Below are 13972 nucleotides of genomic sequence, written 5' to 3' on the forward strand. Positions count from 1 at the left end.
CGTTGAGGGCATTCCCAGACACTCCCAGTAGTATCTGATGTAGGAGTGTCCGCTGACAGCGGGCTCGCAAAAGTTGGAAACCGAGTTCCGGAACGAACGCTGCCCTGCAGCCAACAGGAAAGGAGAAGGACCATGGGATTGCTGGACAAAGTCGAGCGCGGCATCGAAAAGGCCGTCCGCGGAGTCTTCTCCACCGGTTCTCGCGCCCAGGTTGAGCCTGTCGAGATCGCGAGCCGGCTCCGCACCGAGGTTGACAACAAGGCCATCACGATCGCCGCGGGACGCACCCTGGCCCCCAACGTTTTTGACGTCCTCCTTAGCAGCGACGACTTCCAGCGCGCCCAGGAATGGGGCACACCGCTTGCGGAGGAGCTGTGCGACGTCGTCATCAACCATGTCCGCAGCCAGGGCTACACCCTCCAGGGCCCGGTCCGGATCAGTTTCCGCCGCGATGAAGAGCACCGCGCCGGGAATTTCGACATCACCTCGCGGACCGAAAAAGCCTCCGCCCCGACCGTTCCCGCACAGCCGGGAGGTCACGGCAACCTACCGGCGGCTCCGACACGCCAGCCGGCACAGCTTCAGCCCGTACTGGACATCGACGGTCAGCGCTACTCGCTGAACGCGCCGTCGATCGTCCTTGGACGGTCCTCGGAAGCAGACATCCTCATTGACGACACCGGCGTTTCGCGCCGCCACCTGGAAATCCGGACTGGGCCCGGTACGGCCCAGGCGATCGATCTCGGCTCCACGAACGGCAGCTACGTCAACGGCCAAAAGATCGTGGGCAGTGCGGAACTTGCTGACGGCGCCACGATCATGATGGGACGGACCAAAATCATCTTCCGCCTTCTGCCCGCCAACACAGGCGGCCGCGCATGAGCGAACTGACCATCACGGCCCTGCGTTTCGGGTTCCTTATCCTCCTGTGGGTGCTGATCTTCAGCATTGTCTCTGCCATGCGCCGCGACCTGATGATCGGCCGCAAGGCGGCCGCCGGGGCCCCAACCGCCCGCCAGGTGCGCAAGAATCCCTCACTCGCCGAACCGCCGCCCGCCCCCGTCAAACAGCAGGCCCGCCAGCTGTTCGTGACCGAGGGACCGCTCAAGGGCACCACCATCCCCCTCGCAGCGAGCCCGATCCTCCTTGGCCGGGCACAGGAAGCCACCCTCGTTCTGGAGGACGACTACGCCTCGGGCCGCCACGCCCGGCTGTTCCCGCAGGGCAGCCGCTGGTTCATCGAGGACCTCGGCTCCACTAATGGCACGTATCTGGCAGACCAGCAGCTGACCCGGGCCCTCCCGGTGGAGCTGGGCGTCCCCGTGAGAATCGGCAAGACGGTCATTGAATTGAGGCCATAGCTATGGCTGCCCCGGATCGCCCCGCAGACAGGGCCGAAGGCAATTCAAATGCCCCGAAGCGGCCGCTCATCATGCGCTACGCCGCGCGTTCAGACGTCGGCCGCATACGCGCCAAGAATGACGACTCCGCCTATGTGGGCCGGCACCTCGCCGTCGTTGCCGACGGCATGGGCGGCCATGCCGGCGGCGACGTCGCCTCCGCCGCGACCGTCCTGGACATGATCCACCTGGATCATGATGACTACGACGGCGACGCCGGCACTGTCCTCGCCGACGAAATCCAGACGGCCAACTCCCTGCTGTCCGAGTTGGTCCACATCAATCCCAAGCTGGCCGGGATGGGCACCACGGTCACGGCCCTGCTCCTGGCCGAGGGCAAGCTCCACTTCGCCCACATTGGCGACTCACGGGCCTACCGCCTGCGCGACGGCGAGTTCGAACAGGTCAGCATCGACCACACGTTTGTCCAGCGGCTCATCGACGAGGGCCGCCTGCGCCCGGAAGAGGCCGAAACGCATCCGCACAAAAACGTCCTCATGCGCGTGCTGGGGGACGTCGATGCCAGCCCGGAGCTGGATCTCGACACCCTGGCTGTCCAGGCCGGGGAACGCTGGCTGCTGTGCTCGGACGGCTTGAATTACGTGGCCGGCCACGTCGTGGAGCGCACGGTTCGGGAGACGAAAGACCTGGACGAATGCGCCGAACTGCTGATTGAACTGACGCTGGAGGCCGGCGCCCCGGACAACGTGACGGTGGTGGTGCTCGACATCGGCGAGCCGACTCGCGATGACGTCCGGACCGCCGCCGTCGACGTCGTACCCGCGCCGGCCGCTGGGTCTTCGGCGCCCGCTGCGGCAGCCGGACCGCTGGCCGGCAACACGTTTGGCGCCGCAAAGTCCGCCGGTGAGTCCGCGGCGAAGGACGACTCCCAGAGCGACGCCGGGCCCGCTGCCCGGGCCGTGGCCGGGGATGCATCGGGCCCGCCGCCCGCCGACCCCGCCCCTGCGTCCCCGGTCGACGGCACGCCGGCCGCTGCCGCGCAGACGGCTGCCGGGAGCAAGGAACCCGAGACCACCACAGACCCGCATCTGGGCGAACACCTCTCGGCCGAAGTCCTGCGTGAAGAACTCTCGATGCGCCCCCACGAACTCGTCGGGGCCGCCGCCGCAGCAGCGGAATCAGGGTCCATTCCGTCCATCGCCGGACGCACCGTGGCCCGGCGCGCGGCTACGGTCCTTACGCACAAGTCGGAACAGGTCCGCGAGGGCGCCGACGACTTCAGGCCCACCGGACGGCCGCGCCGGTGGCTCACGGTATCCATTGCCGCAGCGATCGTCGCGCTGCTGACCGTCGGACTTTGGCTTGGCTACGCCTGGACCCAGACGCGCTACTACATCGGCGAGCAAGATCAGCATGTGGCCATCTTCAACGGCGTCTCGCAGCGTCTCGGGCCCATCCAGCTTTCCACCCTTGAAGCGGTGACCGATATCAAGATGTCCGACCTTCCCGAATTTTCGCAGCAGCGGGTGCGTCAGACAGTGCCCGCCCGCGATCTCTACGACGCGCAGCGGATCGTTAAGAATCTGGAACGCACCGGTACCACTGCCCCGGCCGATGAATGCCTCACCCCGTCCCCCACAGCGACGGCCGCCGGCGCCACGCCCTCCCCCAGCGCAGCGGCTAAGCCCGGCTCAACAGCCAAGCCGAGTTCCACGGCCAAGGCGGGCGCCACGGCCAAGCCAAGTGCCACGGCTTCCCCTGGGTCCGTCAAGCCGTCACCATCCCCCACCCCGACAACGAATTGCGAGGGGGCCAAATGACACCCATCGACCCCGTGCCCAGGCCACGACGTAACGTGGAGCTCGTCCTCCTGGTCCTTGCCCTCGTTGTCGGGATTGGCGCCCAGGCCCTCGTGGGCGTGGACCGGCAAAAAGCTTTCGATACCGACTTCTGGTTCCAATCCAGCCTCCTGGCAGCAGCCGCCCTCGCCTTTCACGTGGTGCTGCGGATCCGCGCAAAATATGCCGACCCAGTAATACTTCCGCTCGTAGTGGCACTCAACGGGCTGGGCCTGGCCATGATCCACCGGCTGGACAGGGTGGGCGAAGACACCGGCAACAACCAGCTGCGCTGGACCCTGGTGGCCATGGGGGTCGCGATCGCGGTCATTTGGTTCCTCAAGGACCACCGGATCTTGCGCCGCTTCACCTATATTTCCCTGGCCATCAGCGCCGTGCTCCTCATCCTGCCGCTGGTTCCCGGCATCTCGGCCGGAGAAGTCCTAGGTGCGAGCGTCTGGATCAAGATCGGCTCCATGACCTTCCAGCCGGGTGAAATCGCCAAGATCACGCTGGCCATCTTCTTTGCCGGATATCTGTCCTCGAACCGGGACCTGATCCTGCTGGCCGGCCGCAAGATCGGCCCGGTGCAGTTCCCGCGGTTCAAGGACATGGGCCCTATGATCACCGCCTGGCTCGTGAGCATCGGCGTGCTGGTCTTCCAGCGCGACCTCGGATCCTCGATCCTGTTCTTCGGCCTGTTCCTGGTCATGATCTACGTCGCCACGAGCCGCATCAGCTGGGTAATCATCGGCCTCGTCTTGATTGTCGTGGGCGGCTTCGTCGCAGCCCGCGTGTTCTCGCACGTGGCCCTGCGGATCGACGGCTGGCTCAACGCCTTCACCGATGAGGTCTATGGCCGGCAGTTCGGCGGCAGCCTCCAAATCGTAGAAGGGCTGTTTGGCATGGCCAACGGCGGCCTGGTCGGCACCGGACTCGGCCAGGGCCGCCCCAACCTGGTCCCCTTCGCCAACAGTGACATGATCATCGCCTCCTTTGGTGAGGAACTTGGCCTGATCGGTGTCTTCGCGATCGTCCTGATGTACCTGCTGCTGTTCACCCGAGGCTTCCGCGCCGCGCTGGGCACCCGCGACGCGTTCGGCAAGCTGCTCGCCACCGGGCTCTCGTTCGCGATCGCGCTGCAATGCTTTGTGGTGATCGGCGGCGTCACGCGGCTCATCCCGCTGACCGGACTTACGACGCCGTTCCTCGCGGCCGGCGGGTCCTCCCTCTTGGCGAACTGGATCATTGTGGGCTTGCTGCTGATGATTTCGCACTCGGCGCGCGGTCCGGTGGACACGACTCCGCTGCCGCCTGGCCAGGAGCCGGGCGCGGGCCGGAAACTCCCCGCGATGCCGTCCCAACCGGCACCGGACCCCCGAAACAGTCCCGACGCACCCACCGAGGCGGTGAAACAGCTGTGAACCAGGCCATCCGAAATTCATGGATTGCCGCGATCGCCATGTTCGTGTTGGTCTTCGGTGCGCTCAGCTATGTGCAGGTGGTTGGTGCCGACGACCTCAAAGCCAACGCCTGGAACAGGCGGGCCATCTTGCAGAATTACTGCAACGACCGCGGCGCGATCATTGTCGGCGGCGCCCCGGTGGCAGAGTCCGTGCCTGCCACGGAGAGCTGCAAATTCCAGCGGACCTACTCCCAGCCGGAGCTCTACGCGGGCATCACGGGGTACTTCTCCAAGAACTACGGCCTTACCGGACTCGAGAAATCGATGAACGATGAGCTGGCCGGCAGCTCGGACCAGCAGTTCCTGGACCGGGTGGGCCAGTTGTTCCTCGGCAACCAGCCCAAGGGGGCGTCCGTGGAGCTGACCCTGGACCCCAAGATCCAGAAGCTGGCCTACGACCTCATCCCGGACGGCCAGCGCGGTTCCATCGTGGTCACCAACCCGAAGACCGGCGCGGTCCTGGCCATGGTGTCCAAACCGTCCTATGACCCCAACCTGATTGCCACCCAGGACGCGGCTGCCGAACAGGCCAATTTCAACGAGTTGAACCAGATCCCGGGCATCAACCTCAACCAAAATGTCAGCGGCCCCACCGGGGCGTTGCTGGCACCAGGTTCGGTCTTCAAGCTCATTGACACGGCCGCGGCCCTGAACTCGGGGAAATACAACAAGGACAGCGTGCTGCCCAACCCGGCGGAGATGCCGTTCCCCGGCATCGACTACAAGCTCCCCAACTACGCGGGTGGCAACTGCTATACCCGCACCACGGCGTCGTTCGCGTTTGCGCTACAGCAGTCCTGCAACACACCGTTCGCCAGCATCGCCCTGGACCTGAACCAGAAGGCCATCGCGGACCAGGCGGAGAAGTTCGGCTTCGGGCAGGACTTCGGCGACCAGTTGAAGCTGGACAGCGCGCCGAGTTTCTTCCCGAGCGAACCGCTGGACGACGCCGGGCTGGCGCAGTCCTCGATCGGCCAGCGGGACGTCCGGGCCACACCGCTGCAGATCAACACCATGACGGCGGCGATTGCCAACGACGGAGTGCAGATGCAGCCGAACCTGATCAAGGCCGTACGCGCCCCTGACCTGCGGGCGATCAACGAGCCGAAGCCCCAGGCCCTGCGCACGGCAACGACTCCGGAGATCGCGCGGCAGATCAACGAGTGGATGGTCAGCGTCGTCGACGACGGCATCGCCTACCGAGCGGCCGTGCCCGGTGTCCCGGTGGCTGGCAAGACCGGCACCGCGGAACTCGGCAACGGCCTGAACAACTCATGGTTTACCGGGTTTGCCCCGGCAAATGACCCGCAAGTGGCTGTCACGATTGTCATGGAAAACGTAGACATCACCACTGGCGCAAACCTAACCAGTCCGAACGCGAAGAAGATTTTTGAGGCGGTGTTGAATAAGTGAGGCCTACTTCGGGAATCACCCTCGGCGGCAGATTCCAGCTGACCACGCGCATTGCGATCGGCGGCATGGGAGAAGTGTGGAAAGCCAAAGACCTGGTCCTTGGCCGCATTGTCGCCATCAAGGTGCTCAAGGAGGAATACACGGGTGATCCCGGATTCCTTCAGCGCTTCCGCGCCGAGGCACGCCATACCGCCCTCCTGAACCACGTGGGCATCGCCAACGTCTTCGATTACGGCGAGGAAGAGGGTTCGGCCTACCTCGTCATGGAACTGGTTCCGGGCCAGCCGCTGAGCAGCATCATCGAGCATGAGCAGGTGCTTTCGCCTGACCGCACCCTTTCGATGATGGCGCAGACGGCGCGTGCTCTGGCCGTCGCCCACGCGCAGGGCCTCGTGCACCGCGACATCAAGCCGGGGAACCTGCTCATCACCCCGGACGGCCGCGTAAAGGTCACCGACTTTGGCATCGCGCGCCTCGCCGACCAGGTTCCACTGACCCAGACCGGCCAGGTGATGGGCACCGCCCAATACTTGGCACCGGAGCAGGCCACGGGGCAGACTGCCACCGGAGCCTCGGACATCTACTCCCTTGGCGTGATCGGCTACGAGTGCCTCACGGGCCACCGGCCGTTCTCCGGGGAATCCCAGATCGCCATCGCCCTGGCCCAGGTCAACGACGCGCCGCCGCCGCTGCCGGACACGCTGCCCCGTCCGGTACGGGCCCTGTTGATGTCCATGCTGGCCAAAGATCCGAAGAACCGCCCGGCCGACGCCATCAAGCTGTCCGAGGCAGCCGAGGCCATCCGCAACGGTGATATCGCCGCCGCACACGCAGCTGTGCCGGGCATGCTGCTGTTCGAGGCAGCCACCGGACCCATCACGGCCCCCGTCGACGTCCCCACAGCGGCCACCAGCGTTATTGGCTCCAGCGCCGCTGAGGACAAATCGACGTCCGCAACTTCCGCGCTGCCCGTCGTTGGCGCCGCCGGTGCCGGCGCGGCGGCCGGCCTGGCGGCCGGAGCTGCCGCAGCCAGCGGCTACGGCGCCGGCAACGCGCTCAACCGCGCCGATGCCCTGGCGGCGGAACGAAGCTGGGTGCAGGAAGAGGAAGAGGCAGACTACGACGAGTCGGAGGAGGAGCCGGACGAGGAGCCCAAGCGCCGCGGGCGCAGCCCTTGGACCTGGCCGCTGATTGCGCTGATCCTGCTGGTGGTATTCGCCCTGGTCGGTCTGGTCCTAAGCCAGGCCGGCAACCTCTTTCCCTCGGGTCCGGCCAGCAGCAGTGCCACGTCCAGTGCCGCGAAGCCGAGCAGCGCCAAGCCCTCGGCGTCGTCCGCGTCCCCCTCCCAGACCCCCACGCCCACGCCCAGCTCAGCGACGCCCACGCAGTCCACTCCGGCAGCCATCAACCTGATCCCGGATGCCTACTTGGGGCGACCGTACAACGAGGTCCGCAGCGAACTAGGCAACATGGGTCTGAAAGTCACCGGCGCCGAGGTTGTCAACGACGCGACGCCGGGCACCGTCGTCGACATCAACCCGTCCGGCCAGGTCCAGCCCGGAGACACCATCACGGTCAGCTACTCCAAGGGACCCGAAATGGTGTCCGTCCCGTCCATCAAGGCCGGCGCAAGCGAGACTGAGGTCCAGCAGGCCATCCAGAACGCCGGGCTGCGGTGGGCCAAGGGAGCCGACGTCAGTCCCACGGACAAGAAGGAAGATCCGGGCACTTTCGTGAGCTCCCAGCCTCCTTCCGGGTCCAAGGTGGCCGCCGGCAGCGTCGTGACCTACCACCTCGCCGAAGCCACGCCCGCGGCCACCGCCACAACACCTTCCCCTACCAAGTCCGGACCCTAAACAATCATGAGCAATGCACCCCGCACTCCGTCGCACAGGGAGGAACGCCCGGCGAACACGCAGCGCGTCCTCAGCGGGCGCTATGAGCTGGGTGAGCTGATCGGCCGTGGCGGCATGGCGGACGTATTCCGCGGCGTCGATACCCGGCTGGGACGTACTGTGGCCGTCAAGCTGCTTCGCCCCGACCTGGCCAGGGATCCCCAGTTCCAGGCCCGGTTCAAGCGCGAGGCCCAGGCTGTCGCGGCACTCAACCACCCTTCGATTGTCGCTGTCTTCGACACCGGGGACCACGCGGTCCCCGGTGACCACCACGACAGCGTCCGGGTGCCCTACATCGTGATGGAGTTCGTCTCCGGCAAGACGATCCGCGACATGGTGAGGGCCAAGGATGTCACCATCGATCACGCGATCGACTTCACGCTGGGCGTGCTGTCCGCGCTCGATTACAGTCACAAGGCCGGAATCGTGCACCGCGACATCAAGCCCGCCAACGTGATGTTTTGCCCGGATTCGAACAGCGTCAAGGTCATGGACTTCGGGATCGCCCGCGCCATGGCGGACTCGTCGGCCACCATGACGCAGACGCAGGCCGTCGTGGGCACGGCCCAGTACCTGTCCCCAGAACAGGCCCGGGGCGAAACCGTCGACGCACGGAGCGATCTCTACTCCGCAGGATGCCTCCTGTATGAGATGCTGACCGGCCGGCCGCCGTTCATCGGCGACAGCCCCGTCTCCGTGGCCTACCAGCACGTTCGTGAGATCCCCGAGCCCGCCAGCAGCCTCAACCCCGACGTCTCCGCGGCGCTGGACAGCGTGTTGATGAAGGCACTGCAAAAGAATCGCGCGGACCGTTTCCAGGACGCGGCCGCCTTCCGCCGCGCCCTGCGGGCCGCACGCAGCGGCGTTCCGGTGACAGCACCGGCCGCCAGCGAGGCCCCCACGGACCCCACCAACGCCGTTCCCCGGCATGACCCCTTGGCGCCCACGGCAGCGTTCTCGCTGACCGGGGCCAAGTTCCTCGACGATTCCCCCGGCGGCAGGCTGCGGCCCCCAGAAGAAACGCCCGACGACGAGCAGTTACTGCCGCCCGCAGGCACCGAACTCTATGGCACGTCGGACGACGGCAGCCTGCCCCTGGCGCTGCCGGTCGAACGCGAGCACACGCCGCGCCAGAAGTCGCGCCGCCGCACCTGGATCGCGACGCTGGTGGTCCTCACGCTGCTGGTATTGGCCGGGGGCGGCCTGTGGCTGTACAACCTCATGAATCAGGCCCCGCCCCAGGCAACCAAGGTCCTGGTTCCCACGGTGACGTCCCTAACGGAATCAGAGGCCCTGCAAAGGCTGTACAACGCCGGGTTCAAGCCACAGCTGCAACGGTTGCAGCACCCGAACATCCCCAAGGGCACCGCCATTGGCACCGTGCCGACGTCGGGAAGTTCCATGGTCGCCAACTCGGACATCATCCTCAACATTTCCGAAGGCCCCAGTGCGATCACCATCCCGACGGACCTGCCCGGCCGGACGGAGGCTGCGGCCCGCGATCTCCTGCACCAAACGGGACTGACCGGTTCCCTCACCACCAAGATGTCCAACAACCCCACGGTCCCGGTCGGCATTGTCATCACCACCAAACCGGCCCCGGGCCAGGTTGTAGCCGTCGCGGACCCCGTCGAAATCGTGGTCTCCACCGGGAAAGTTGCTGTGCCGCAGCTGATCGGGCTGCCGCTGGCGGAGGCGGAGGCGAAATTGAAGGAGCAGGGCCTGCTGCTCAAGGCCACCGAAGTGGAGAATTCCCAGGTGGCTCCCGGAAAGGTGACAGGCCAGGCCGATGCCGCGGATTCGCTCGTGGAACAGCGTAAGACCATCACCGTGACCGTGGCGAAGGCACCAGCGCCGCCTCCCTCGCCGACCCCAACGCCGACACCCACGCCGACACCCACCAAGACCGTGTCCAAGGAGGACGCGGTCCTGGAAGGACTGTTCCCCTAATCCGCTCTGGGCGGCGCGGAAGTGCCGGCTACGGGCGCGCCGGCAGGGTCAGTGCGCGTGCAGTGCCGTCGGGTACAGCGCCTGCCGGGTCAGTGCTTGATGAGCGGGCTCAGGTCCGCCGCCCGTTCAGCGGCGCCAGCCATGCCCAGCGACTCGAGCCAGTTGCCCAACATCTGGTAGCCGCCTTCGGTCAGGACAGATTCCGGGTGGAACTGGACACCGCACAGCGGGGCGGTGCGGTGCTGCAGGCCCATCACAACACCGGTGCCCGTTTCGGCGGTGATCTCCAGGACCTCCGGAATGCTCTCGCGGACAGCGGCCAGCGAATGGTAGCGGGTGGCCGTGAGCGGGGAGGGCAGCCCGGCAAACACGCTGGTTCCGTGGTGTTCGACGAGGGAGGTCTTGCCGTGCATCAGTTCGGGAGCGTGGGTCACCGTTCCGCCGTAGGCCTCCGCCAGCGCCTGGTGGCCCAGACACACACCCAGCATGGGCTTGTCATGGCTGCCGCACCATTTGATCAGCTCAATACAGACGCCGGCCCCGGCGGGATTCCCCGGTCCGGGAGAGATGAGGACACCGTCCCGTGCCTCGGCCATTTCGATCGCCTCGGCGAGCGTGACGTCGTCGTTGCGGACCACGGTGGTCTCGGCCCCGAGTTCCTGGAGATAGCCGACCAGGGTGTAGACAAAGCTGTCGTAGTTGTCTACGACCAGGATCTTGGTTGTACTCATGGGTGCTTTGCTGAACCAATCGTTGAATCTGTTAACTGGGTGAATTGCGCCAGCCAGGGAAAAAGGAACTGAACCATCAATACCAGTGCTCCGGCCGCCAGCACCAGCGCAGTCGCAATCCTGAGCCACAAGGGACCGGGAAGGCGGCGGAAAAGCCAGCCATACATCCGTCAGCCTTCCGTGGCCGCGCGGGCCGCCTGGGCAATTTCAGCCGACGGCCCTGCGGAGGCCGGCTGCCACGGTGTGGCCGAAACTACAGTTAGAATTGGCTCCGATAAAGAATTCAAGCTTGACCAAGAGCGCGTTGGCCGGCGGGTGCTCACTTCCTGCAGGATATCAAGCCACGTTGCCGCTCTTGTTCCAGCCCGCCAAGGAGGATCAGTGCCCGAGTCGAAGCCGCGTAAAAGGACTGCCCGTGTGGCCCCGCAGACTTCTGCTGCGGAGGCCTACAAGCCCAATCCGGTCTGGTTCAAGCCCGTCATGTTTGGCCTGATGATCATTGGCCTGCTGTGGATCATCACGTTCTACATCACCGAAGGCGCCTTCCCGGTTCAGTCATGGGGGTCGTTGAACATCGTCGCCGGATTCGGAATCGCGATCATCGGCTTCCTGATGACCACGCGCTGGCGTTCCTGAACCAGGCCCCGTGGCGCAAATCCCTGACGGGCCGGTACACACAGTGTGCCGGCCCGCCGTCGTTAAACCCCGACACTAACCTCCCGGCCCAGCGAAGGGATCCAGATGACCCCGGCAGTAGACGGCTCAACCATTGGCGGCGACGGACTGGCGCGGCCGGCGTGGGCATCCACTGATCCCATGCTGCGCGAGTACTACGACACCGAGTGGGGCATGCCGGTCCGGGATGAGCAGGGCCTATACGAGCGAATCAGCCTCGAGGGTTTCCAGGCGGGGCTGTCTTGGGCGACGATTCTGCGCAAGCGGCCCGCTTTCCGCACGGCATTCAAGGACTTCGACCCGGAACTCGTGGCCCTCTTCACAGACGCCGATGTGGAGCGGCTCCTGCTCGATGCCGGGATCGTCCGGAACCGGCTGAAGATCCAGGCAACCATCACCAATGCCCGGGCTACTCTGGCGTTGAGGGACGACGGCGGCTTGGTTGACTTCGTGTGGGGGTTCCAGCCGGCGGCCACACCCCGGCCCAGCTCCATCGACCAGGTCCCCACCACCTCGGCCGAGTCCATCGCGCTCTCAAAGGCGCTGCGGAAGAAGGGCTTCGCCTTCGTCGGGCCCACCACGATGTTCGCGCTCATGGAGGCTATCGGAATGGTGGACACCCATCTGCTGGACAGCCACCGGCGCGGAACCTCTGGCGTCTGGCCGCAGTGACCAGCCGGGTTGTGGCGGCGTCCCGACGCACGCTTATCCACAGCTGTGCACAAGTCTGGGGAAACTTATCCACACTGTTCATAAGTTTCCGGGCCCTTGCGCGTTTCGGATCAGTTTAGAGGCCACAGCCGGGCACAAAGCCGACGATAGGATTCCCGGCCGGACGTGAATTACAGGCTTGTAAGTTATTAACAGTGTGGATTGCCTGTGGACAAGTACGACGGACAAGTACGACAGGCCGGTCATCAGGCCGCAGTTGGCGCTGCAGGGTCCTTTGGGCCCGGCCTGGCACCGAACTGAGTCGCCGGGCCGGACACGAAATGCGCCATGGTAGTTATCCACTTAATAACACTCCACTACCCACAAGTTATCCACAGCTGGGGATAAGAGACTGCGCCTCGGAGCCCCTACCCCCGCTGTGGGGCCATGAGCCGGGCTATTTCCCGCGGATACTCAGATCATCAAGTTATTAACACTGTGAATAACCCTGTTGAAACACACAGAGGCTGTCCCGTGGTCTGGGCTCCGTGCCGGGCGGCAGTGGCGCCACCCATCCTGAGAGGCGCGGAGGGACGGTGCTGAAGAAGACGGAGTGGAGAAAGGTGGTGCGGAAAGACGGCATGGAGAGCGACGGCGGGAGAGGGCTGGCACCGGGAAGCCATGGCGGCGCCGGGGCGGTGCCGGCCAGCGGAAGCGACCCGCTCCACGATCCTCACCGATCAAGGACCGCTCCACGACCAAAGTTATCCACTTACTCACAGGGCAACCCACAGAAGTTATCCACAGGTGTGGAGATCAGGCCGGCCGCAGTGGTTGGGCGCCGGAAAATCGCCAGCTCGGGCGGTCAGATCCGGGTCGCCATAGTGAACTACACGCTTGTAAGTTATTAACAATGTGGATAACCCTTGTGGAAAACTTTCGGAGCCACACCTGTGAATTCAGGCGTTGGGGCTCATCCGGAGTTTGCACGCGGAAAGGTCCACACCTCTGGGAACGAGGTGGGAACGAAAGGGGAGAGCAAAGGGCGCAGTGCACAGCTAAACCGGGCGGCTGACAGTGCCCGGTTTTGCTGCCCCACGGCGCGTCAGCAGGAGCGGGCTACGCGCCGGCGCCGGCCATCCGGACGACGGACGCGACGATCACCAGGGCAAGGACCCCTGCGAGGCCGATGGCCTGCAACAAGACCTGCCGGGGGCCGCGGGGGGTGTAGGCAATGACGGCGGCGCTCAGGGCGCCGGTGACGAGGCCGCCGAGATGGGCTTGCCACGCGATCTGGGGCACCATGAAGCCGATGACGCCGTTGATGGCGATCAGGACCAGGAGTTGCCGGACTTCTCCGCCGCGTTGACGCTGGACCACCAGCAGGGCGCCGAACAGGCCGAAGATGGCGCCGGAGGCGCCCACGAGTCCCACGGGGCCATTCGCGGGATACACCGGGGTCAGCAGGAGGAAGCCGACGGAACCGCCAACGGCGGAGAGCAGGTAGATGGCCAGGAAGCGGGCGTGGCCCAGCAGCGGCTCAAGGATCTGGCCGAAGATCCATAGCGTGTACATGTTCAGGACGATGTGGAGCAGGAATCCCTGCGAGTGCAGGAACGCCGAGGTGAGCAGCCGCCACGGTTCAACGTCAGTCAGGGCCGGCGCGTAGGCCAGTTGCTGGTAGATACCGTCGTTGGGAACTATCCACTGCAGTGCATAGACAAGGGCGCACAGCCCGATGATCACGAAAGTGACCACCGGTTTGCCGGCGGTCACGGCGCCGCCGTAGACGGTCCTGACTGTCGGCGTCGTGCGTTTGGTTTCGTTGACACAGTCAACGCATTGGAATCCGACGGCGGCCGCCCGCTGGCAGTCGGGGCACGCAGGGCGCCCGCACCGCTGGCAGCGCACATAGGCGGGCCGGTCCGGGTGCCTGGGGCATACCGGGACCTCTGCGGACGGCTCTGCCGCCGGAACTCCGTAACTCATGGTG

At 65.5% G+C, this 13972-nt stretch carries 11 protein-coding genes; 9 read left to right on the forward strand and 2 right to left on the reverse strand.

The window, feature by feature from the left end; genetic code table 11:
* Positions 1-132 precede the first annotated feature (132 nt).
* The 7 genes from BLS42_RS13635 to pknB are packed head-to-tail and all read left to right on the forward strand — an operon-like array spanning position 133 to position 9922.
* Positions 133-882 carry an FhaA domain-containing protein gene (locus tag BLS42_RS13635; RefSeq protein ID WP_090582033.1) on the forward strand — a complete coding sequence of 250 codons (750 nt, stop codon included), beginning with the start codon at positions 133-135 and terminating at the stop codon, positions 880-882.
* Positions 879-1361, forward strand: coding sequence for an FHA domain-containing protein FhaB/FipA (locus BLS42_RS13640; protein ID WP_090582035.1), 483 nt, complete (start codon positions 879-881; stop codon positions 1359-1361). Before BLS42_RS13635 ends, BLS42_RS13640 begins: the two co-directional genes overlap by 4 nt.
* 2 nt (positions 1362-1363) lie before the next feature.
* Positions 1364-3181, forward strand: a complete 1818-nt coding sequence (locus BLS42_RS13645; RefSeq protein ID WP_090582037.1) for a PP2C family protein-serine/threonine phosphatase — start codon at positions 1364-1366, stop codon at positions 3179-3181.
* Complete coding sequence (locus BLS42_RS13650; protein ID WP_090582039.1) at positions 3178-4623, forward strand: FtsW/RodA/SpoVE family cell cycle protein; 1446 nt, start codon at positions 3178-3180, stop codon at positions 4621-4623. The genes BLS42_RS13645 and BLS42_RS13650 overlap by 4 nt, the downstream gene beginning before the upstream one ends.
* Complete coding sequence (locus BLS42_RS13655) at positions 4620-6077, forward strand: peptidoglycan D,D-transpeptidase FtsI family protein (RefSeq protein ID WP_090582042.1); 1458 nt, start codon at positions 4620-4622, stop codon at positions 6075-6077. Before BLS42_RS13650 ends, BLS42_RS13655 begins: the two co-directional genes overlap by 4 nt.
* Positions 6074-7933, forward strand: coding sequence for a protein kinase domain-containing protein (locus BLS42_RS13660; protein WP_090582044.1), 1860 nt, complete (start codon positions 6074-6076; stop codon positions 7931-7933). Before BLS42_RS13655 ends, BLS42_RS13660 begins: the two co-directional genes overlap by 4 nt.
* Positions 7934-7939: 6 nt before the next feature.
* A complete protein-coding gene (gene pknB, locus BLS42_RS13665) occupies positions 7940-9922 on the forward strand; it encodes a Stk1 family PASTA domain-containing Ser/Thr kinase (RefSeq protein WP_090582046.1) in 1983 nt (660 codons plus the stop codon).
* An 89-nt stretch (positions 9923-10011) separates the two neighbouring features.
* On the opposite strand, the gene BLS42_RS13670 is transcribed toward pknB, so the two are convergent.
* Entirely contained in the window at positions 10012-10653 is a 642-nt protein-coding gene (locus BLS42_RS13670) for an anthranilate synthase component II (protein ID WP_028278232.1), read from the reverse strand.
* A 381-nt stretch (positions 10654-11034) separates the two neighbouring features.
* Between BLS42_RS13670 and BLS42_RS13675 the strand changes: the two genes are divergently transcribed.
* Together BLS42_RS13675 and BLS42_RS13680 are read left to right on the forward strand one after the other, a co-directional pair.
* Positions 11035-11289 carry a cell division protein CrgA gene (locus tag BLS42_RS13675; RefSeq protein WP_090582048.1) on the forward strand — a complete coding sequence of 85 codons (255 nt, stop codon included), beginning with the start codon at positions 11035-11037 and terminating at the stop codon, positions 11287-11289.
* 105 nt (positions 11290-11394) lie between these two features.
* A complete protein-coding gene (locus BLS42_RS13680; protein ID WP_090582050.1) occupies positions 11395-12000 on the forward strand; it encodes a DNA-3-methyladenine glycosylase I in 606 nt (201 codons plus the stop codon).
* Between the two features lie 1098 nt (positions 12001-13098).
* Here BLS42_RS13680 and BLS42_RS13685 read toward each other — a convergent pair.
* Positions 13099-13968, reverse strand: coding sequence for a rhomboid family intramembrane serine protease (locus BLS42_RS13685; protein ID WP_090582052.1), 870 nt, complete (start codon positions 13966-13968; stop codon positions 13099-13101).
* Positions 13969-13972 lie beyond the last annotated feature (4 nt).

Origin of the sequence: Arthrobacter sp. ov407 (genome assembly GCF_900102895.1) — a bacterium.
GTDB lineage: Bacteria > Actinomycetota > Actinomycetes > Actinomycetales > Micrococcaceae > Arthrobacter.